The following is a 247-nucleotide window of genomic DNA, read 5'->3' on the forward strand; positions in this document are numbered from 1 at the left end:
CGTGAGGCGCTGGCCGTGTGGGTGAACCACTACAACTACCATCGGCCTCATACCTCCTGCGGGGACGCCCCTCCGGCCTCGTTGGCCCCGGCCCGAGTCAACAACGTCATGACCTCTTACACCTAGGGCGTGTTGCTAAAGGATAGTAGTCAGCCAATGCAGTGTCGCGGCGAGGCAGAGCCCGGCGTGATAGTTCCGGGCGTACTTGTCCGAGCGCATCGCGATCCCTCGCCACTGCTTGAGCCGG

General features: G+C 63.6%; 1 protein-coding gene. It reads left to right on the forward strand.

Going from position 1 to position 247, the window contains the following annotated elements; all coding sequences use genetic code 11:
* Nucleotides 1–126: integrase core domain-containing protein (locus tag FLM69_RS11325; protein ID WP_141844318.1), on the forward strand; the 126-nt coding region annotated here is incomplete at its 5' end.
* Nucleotides 127–247 lie beyond the last annotated feature (121 nt).

Origin of the sequence: Micrococcus sp. R8502A1 (assembly GCF_006704135.1) — a bacterium.
GTDB classification, from domain to species: Bacteria; Actinomycetota; Actinomycetes; order Actinomycetales; family Micrococcaceae; genus Micrococcus; species Micrococcus luteus.